This window comes from Vibrio sp. 10N.222.46.A1 (genome assembly GCF_041473595.1).
GTDB lineage: Bacteria > Pseudomonadota > Gammaproteobacteria > Enterobacterales > Vibrionaceae > Vibrio > Vibrio tasmaniensis_A.
Window position 1 is genome coordinate 1 of sequence record NZ_JBFRSN010000570.1, and the last position, 7322, is coordinate 7322.

General features: G+C 45.3%; 6 protein-coding genes and 1 pseudogene. All 7 read right to left on the bottom strand.

The genetic code is table 11. The annotated features are described in order from the left end of the window. Nucleotides 1-134 (bottom strand): annotated as a pseudogene (locus AB4496_RS16150) (cell division protein FtsZ); the annotation flags it as partial. Nucleotides 135-165: 31 nt separating this feature from the next. Beyond that, nucleotides 166-1434: a cell division protein FtsA gene (ftsA, locus tag AB4496_RS16155; protein ID WP_004729844.1), complete on the bottom strand. Its 1269-nt coding sequence runs from the start codon at nucleotides 1432-1434 to the stop codon at nucleotides 166-168. Then, complete coding sequence (locus tag AB4496_RS16160) at nucleotides 1427-2206, bottom strand: cell division protein FtsQ/DivIB (RefSeq protein WP_009848959.1); 780 nt, start codon at nucleotides 2204-2206, stop codon at nucleotides 1427-1429. Before AB4496_RS16160 ends, ftsA begins: the two co-directional genes overlap by 8 nt. A 191-nt stretch (nucleotides 2207-2397) precedes the next feature. Beyond that, on the bottom strand, nucleotides 2398-3858 hold the full coding sequence (gene murC / locus AB4496_RS16165; RefSeq protein WP_009848958.1) for a UDP-N-acetylmuramate--L-alanine ligase: 1461 nt from the start codon (nucleotides 3856-3858) through the stop codon (nucleotides 2398-2400). A 13-nt stretch (nucleotides 3859-3871) separates the two neighbouring features. Then, complete coding sequence (gene murG / locus AB4496_RS16170; RefSeq protein ID WP_009848957.1) at nucleotides 3872-4933, bottom strand: undecaprenyldiphospho-muramoylpentapeptide beta-N-acetylglucosaminyltransferase; 1062 nt, start codon at nucleotides 4931-4933, stop codon at nucleotides 3872-3874. A 12-nt stretch (nucleotides 4934-4945) separates the two neighbouring features. After that, entirely contained in the window at nucleotides 4946-6142 is a 1197-nt protein-coding gene (gene ftsW / locus AB4496_RS16175) for a cell division protein FtsW (RefSeq protein WP_009848956.1), read from the bottom strand. A 22-nt stretch (nucleotides 6143-6164) separates the two neighbouring features. Further along, nucleotides 6165-7322 (bottom strand): UDP-N-acetylmuramoyl-L-alanine--D-glutamate ligase (gene murD, locus AB4496_RS16180; RefSeq protein ID WP_372131363.1); only part of this gene is annotated, 1158 nt, incomplete at its 5' end.

The window sequence follows — 7322 nt, forward strand, 5'->3', positions numbered from 1 at the left end:
GTGTTAACACTGATGAATTCTACACCTTCGATTGATTCACGCACCATGTGCTCAACAGCGTTACCGCCACCGCCACCAACTCCAACGACTTTAATTACTGCATCGTCAGACATTTCCATCATCGGTTCAAACATGTGTTATCTCCGTTTTTTCCTGCAACTCAGGTTAAAACTCTTTTTGTATCCAATTACGCAATTTACCAAATAAACCAGACATAGAAGGTGCTGAACGCTTAGGTTCGCTGTAATCACCTTCATCGCTGATCTGACAATCTCTTGCGTAATGAAGTAAACCAACCGCCGTAGAATGATACGGCTCTTTAACATAGTCGGTTAAACCACTAACTTCTAACGGCTTACCAACTCGAACTTGATTGCGGAAAACACGTTCCGCACACTCTACCAATCCGTCAATTTGTGCCGCTCCACCAGTGAGAACGACGCCAGCTGCAAGGTGGTGTTTAATACCTTCATCTCGTAGCTGTAATTGAACCGTATCAATAGTTTGGTTAACGAGCCCCATAAGTTCAGTGTAACGTGGTTCAATCACTTCCGACAAAGTTTGTCTTTGCAAACTTCTCGATGGACGGCCACCTACACTAGGGACGTTAACAGAATCATCCTTGCTTACGAGTTCACTCAGAGCGCAACCATGGTTTACTTTTATCTCTTCAGCATCGCTCACTGGCGTGCCAAAAGCGAAGGCAATATCACTGGTTACTGCATTTCCTGCGTAGGAAAAGACTTCTGTGTGTCGCAGTGCGCCGCCAGTCCAAATGGAAATATCCATCGTACCAGCACCAATATCAACAACACAGACTCCAAGCTCTCTCTCGTCGTCAGTAATTACCGCATTACTTGAGGCAAGTCCTGAAAACACGATTTGTTCTACAGTGAGACCACATCGTTCAACAGCTTTAATAATGTTTCTCGCCATGTCGCTATGGCAAGAAATTAGGTGAACACTGACTTCCATTCGAACACCAGATAAACCAAGTGGGTTCTTAATCCCTTCTTGATAATCAATGGTAAATTCTTGTGGGATCACGTGCAGAATTCTCTGCTCATCACCTATTTTAATTGATTTCGCGGTATGGATCGCTCGATCCATATCGTCTTGAGACACTTCTTCATCAGAGATAGTGCCCATGCCTTTTTCAATTCGGCTTGCGATATGTTTACCCGATAGCGAGATAAATACATTGCTGATTTGGCATTCCGCCATCAACTCTGCTTGATCAATAGCTCGCTGAACCGACTTAACTACCGACTCTAGGTCGTTTACACCACCTTTATCCATACCTCTGGATGGGCTTTGCCCAGAACCAATGATATTGATTTGACCATCAGGCAATATTTCACCAACTAGAGCTGATATGGTCGCAGTGCCTATATCAAGACCAACGATTATGTTGTCATCTGCGGTCTTAGTCATCTGTACTCTCTTCTAACTCTTGCTCTGGAAACCAGCCTACAGCGGCTCCCGTATCGTACCTGAGGTCGATGTAGCTCACTTGATTCGCCTTACTACCTAATTCGTTGTAAAGCGAAATAAAGCGCTCAACACGCTCATCTAAAAAATCTTTACCTAATTCTAAACGAATACCGTTGTCTAGAATGATTTGCCAGGCGCGACGCTCATTGAGAACGAGCGAGGTAACGGTTAACCCTAGGCTGTTAATTAAAGGCGTTATCTGTCGCCACTTTTCAATCACTTGTTGGCTAGTGCCATCTGGACCGTAAAGTTTAACTCTATCACCCTTCAAAAGGCCAATATCACCATTAAACACCTGACCATCTTCATTCAACAGCATATTGCCATTCCAGATAGCTGTCGCATGATACTCAGTCAAAAATACTTTTATTGTGTCTGGCCACTGCTTACGAATCGAGACAACAGAAACCCAAGGCAACGCTTCTAAACTGTGTTGCAACACGCCAATATCTTGAGACATGAATGTTCCAATATGCTCTAGCTCGCTAAAGGCATGTTGAACATCACCAGCGGTTACATAAGTTAAGTCGCCTTGCAGTACTATTTTAGAGAGAGGCAATCGCTGATCGTCCCACATCCAAGTCAGTGTGGTATAGAAAAGAAATCCAATGAATAGCAATACCATGACAAAAAAAGACCCGCCTAAGGCGTGTTTCTTGAGCGACGGTAAACTGAATAGGTGGCGGTTTTCGCTAAAAGTACTTTCTACCAAAGCCCGCATTCCCTGTCGTTGGTTCGCAATTCTATTCCCTATCTTCGTAATAGAGGTAAAAGCACTTACTTTAACCTATGAATTATACTGAGCAAAATTAAACTATCAAACGTTGATAATAAGATTTTTGGTCAATTTTAGGTCAATCGCAAGAAGTGAGCGATTGACCACAGTCTGTAGACAGTATTCTGTTACGCGTTCTGCATCTTATTAATGTCTAACTGCAATGATTCCAACAGCTTCGCTACTCGGCCAACATCGCCCGCACCCTGCGTTAAAACAAGGTCACCACCTTGAATTACGTTGGCTAAAGCCGATGGCAGTGCGTTGATATCGGCAACAAAAATTGGATCTATCTTACCACGCCCGCGAATAGTTCGACTTAATGAACGCCCATCAGCCCCTGCAATTGGTTTCTCACCTGCAGAATAAACATCTAATAGAATAAGTACATCAACTTGCTCAAGAACATTCGCAAAATCGTCATATAGATCACGAGTACGGCTGTAACGGTGCGGTTGGAAGATCATAACAAGACGCTTATCAGTCCAACCACTTCGTGCTGCTTGAATGGTTACGTCCACTTCGGTTGGGTGATGACCGTAATCATCAACCAGCATTGCAACGCCTTTACCTGTTTCGTACTCACCTAGATGATCGAAACGACGACCCGTGCCTTCGGTTCCCGCCATCGCTTTTAGAATCGCTTCATCGCTGATGTCATCTTCTGTTGCAACAGCAATCGCAGCGGATGCATTCAATGCATTGTGACGACCCGGAATGTTTAGCGTAATATCAAGGTTAGCTTTACCTTCACGTACCACCGTGAATTTGCCTTGCTGACCTTCTTGTACGTAGTTTTCAATACGGATATCAGCATCTTCTGAGAAGCCGTAAGTAATCACTTGGCGGCTAACCTGAGGTATAAGCTCACGCACTACAGGATCATCAACACACATCACAGCCTGGCCGTAGAATGGCAGGTTATGTAAGAAATCAATAAACGTCTGCTTCAGCGTTTCAAAATCGCCGCCGTAAGTATCCATATGATCCGCTTCGATGTTAGTGACGATACTAACCATTGGTTGCAGATGTAAGAATGAAGCATCACTCTCATCGGCTTCAGCGATAAGAATACGGCTTGAACCTAAACGTGCGTTAGTGCCGGCACTTTTCACCAAACCACCGTTTACAAAGGTTGGATCTAGGTCTGCTTCCGAGTAAATCTGTGTCACTAGCGCAGTCGTGGTTGTTTTACCGTGCGTACCTGCCACAGCAATACCGTGACGAAAACGCATCAGCTCAGCCAGCATTTCTGCACGACGAACGATCGGTGTGCGCGCTTCACGAGCTGCAATAATTTCTGGGTTTTCTTCGTTGATAGCGGTTGAAACCACCACCACACTTGCGTCGGCAACGTTACTCGCTTGGTGACCAACGTAAACAGTAGCCCCCTTGCTAACTAAGCGTTCTGTCACTGGGTTTTGAGCAATATCAGAACCTGTGATCTGGTAGCCTTCATTAAGCAAGACTTCAGCAATCCCGCTCATTCCGGCACCACCAATACCAATGAAGTGGATAGATTTAACACGGCGCATCTCTGGCACCATTGCACGGATTTGCGCTAAGTCTTGGGTATGTTCAATCGTCATCAATTCAATCTCATTATTTTGCTAAAGCTTTGATCGCTTCAGCGACAGTCACATCAGCATCAAGCTTGGCGGCTTGACGAGCTTTTGTTGCCATCATTTTTAATTCATTTCTATCAAGCTGCGCGATAGTGTTCGCGAGCTTATCAGCCGTTAGTTGAGGCTGTTCAATCATTAACGCCGCGCCACATTCGACTAAATGATCGGCATTCAACGCTTGTTGTCTGTCTTTGTGCATAAACGGAACGAAAATAGAACCTACACCAGCAGCAGACACTTCAGATACGGTTAATGCACCAGAGCGACACACTAATAGATCTGCCCACTCATAAGCTTGCGCCACATCATCAATAAATTCAGTCACTTGAACATTATCTACAGAATGTGATTTGTATTGTTCAATCACTTGCTGTTGATTGTTCTTACCTGCTTGATGCACCACAGTGAAGCCTTCACCAAGCTGCGCCATCGTTACTGGCAAGGTATCGTTCAGGATTTTTGCGCCCTGGCTACCGCCCATAACCAAGATGCGGATGTCACCATCACGCTCAGCCATGCGTTGCTCGGGGTCAGCTAAGGCAACAACATCTTCGCGTACCGGGTTACCCACCACTTCTACGGTAGGAAACGCACCAGTAAAAGCTTGGAAAACCTTTTTAGCAATCTTAGACAGCCATTGGTTGGTTAAACCTGCCACTGCATTTTGTTCATGTAGAACCACTGGAATACCAGATAACCAAGCCGCGATACCACCCGGGCCACTGACGTAACCACCCATGCCAAGCACCACATCAGGTTGCCATGCTTTAATATGTCGTCTGGCTTGAAGTATGGCATTAATAATCTGGAACGGCGCTTTAATTAGCTTGCTAATGCCTTGACCACGCAGGCCTTTCACCTTAATGAAGTCGATCTCAATACCATGCTTTGGCACCAGTTCCGCTTCCATTCGGTCCGCAGTTCCTAACCAGCGAATTTCCCAACCTTGTTGCTGAAGCTTTTTCGCCACCGCTAATCCAGGGAAAACGTGACCGCCAGTACCACCAGCCATCACTAAAAGTTTTTTGTTCTGTTTCATAACGTTAGATTCTTATTCTACTAATTCGTTTTGATTGTCGGCTTGTTCTTTTTGTTGCACTCGGCATTCATGATCGATACGCAGCAGCATAGAAACCGCAACTGACATCACGATAAGGCTTGAACCACCGTAACTGATCAGCGGTAAGGTTAGACCTTTGGTCGGAACAATACCTGAAGCGGCACCGACATTAACAAGCGTCTGAAAAGCAAACCAAATACCAATGCCAAACGCCAGATAACCGCTGAACACTTGGTCGTTTTCGAAAGCTTTTTTGCCAATAAAAATAGCTTTAAAAACCAAGCTAAAGATCAGCATCAACACTAAGGTTACGCCAACAAAACCCAACTCTTCTGCCAGTACAGCAAAAACAAAATCGGTGTGTGCTTCAGGTAGGTACTCGAGTTTTTGAATTGAATTACCAAGCCCTTGTCCCATCCAATCACCACGACCGAACGCCATCAATGATTGAGTTAGCTGATAACCACTACCAAACGGGTCACTCCAAGGTTCCCAGAATGACGTAACACGTCGAACACGATAAGGCTCAATAACAATCAATCCCACAACGGCAGCAATACCTGCCACCATTAAGGCTATAAATTGTGACAGCTTAGCACCTGCGATAAATAACATGCCAAACAATGTAACCAACATTACGACAACGGTACCCAAATCGGGCTGGCCAAGTAGCAACACCGCAAAGGCACCGAACACCATGATCGGTTTACCAAAACCACCGAAGAAGGTTTTTCTCACTTCATCCTGTTTACGAACCAAATAGCCCGCCATAAAGATAAACAGAGATAACTTAGCGACTTCAGCAGGTTGTAAGTTAAACAGCCCGAGAGGAATCCAACGTGAGGCACCGTTAACCGACTTACCGACGGCTAACACCACCACTAGCAAAAAGAAGGATAAGCCCAATAGGTACATACTGTATTGAAACCAGCGTTTCATCGGGATTTGTAATATTACGCTGGATACACCTAACGCTAACACCAGGAAAATGGCGTGGCGGAACATGAAGTGAAACGGCTGATCGGTTAAACGAGCACTGATTGGGAACGAAGCCGACGTTACCATTACCAAGCCCGTCAGCATCAGTCCAAGAGCAATCCATACCAACTGACGATCGTAGAGCGCCTCTGGTGTGGCACGGTTAAGCCATTGCCAAATAGATTGATTAATCTCTTTCACTCTTTGCACTGAATGTTAGTCCTTCAACACGTTAGGCATACTCATGAGCAAGTTCAGTGAACGCATCACCTCTCGCCATGAAGTTATTAAATTGATCGAAGCTTGCACATGCAGGAGACAACATCACCATGTCACCCGACACCAATTGTGCAGAGATACTCTCGATAATGTCACGCATGGAATCAAACGTCTTAGCCGATGGATGTAATGGCATAAATTGCGCAGCATCTTCACCGAAGCAACACAGTTGTACGCGGTCTAGTTGCGCCAACACGGGGTTAAGCTCGCTAAAGTCAGCACCTTTGCCCACACCTCCGACTAAGAGATACAAAGTACCTTGGTATTCTAATCCCGACAGAGCCGCTAATGTACTGGCTACGTTGGTCGCTTTCGAGTCGTTAACCCATTTAATTTCGCGTTTGTCAGCCACTACTTGGCAACGATGCGTCAAACCATTGTAGGCTTTCAAAGCTTCAAGACTTTTGCTGTAATCGATACCGACTTGCTTAAGCAGTGCTAAAGAGACTAAAGCATTCGCCACATTATGACGTCCAACCAATGTTAAATCTTGGCTAGGAAGTACAGGCTTGCCGTTGTCTATTAGCCATTCGATACCATCAATCGTCGCTACACCAAACTCTTGGTCATCAAGTCCAAATGTCACCAATGACATCGTTTGATCAGGATAAGTCTCTTTGTCTTCGCGGTTTACGATCGCACACTGAGCGTTATTAAAAATTCTCAATTTAGCGTCACGGTAATCGGCCATGCCTTGATAGCGATCCATATGATCTTCTGACAGGTTCAAAAAGGCCGCTGCTGCAAGGTTTAGACTGAACGTTGTCTCTAGCTGAAAGCTTGAAAGCTCAAGGACATATAAATCGGCATCAAGCTCAAGAAGATCCAAGGCAGGAATACCGATGTTGCCACCAACGCCAACGTTAAGACCAGCAGCTTTAGCAAGCACACCCGTTAGATCGGTCACCGTACTCTTGCCATTGGAGCCTGTTATTGCCACGACGGGTTTGTCTACCGCCCAACCAAAAAGTTCAATATCGCCAACAACCGGAATACCCGCTTGAATAACATCTTGTATTTCTGGGGTCGCTAAGGCGATACCTGGGTTAGCAACCACTAAATCAGCTTCCGCTAACCATTGGCTATTCCAACTTCCAGAATGCAGCTCTAC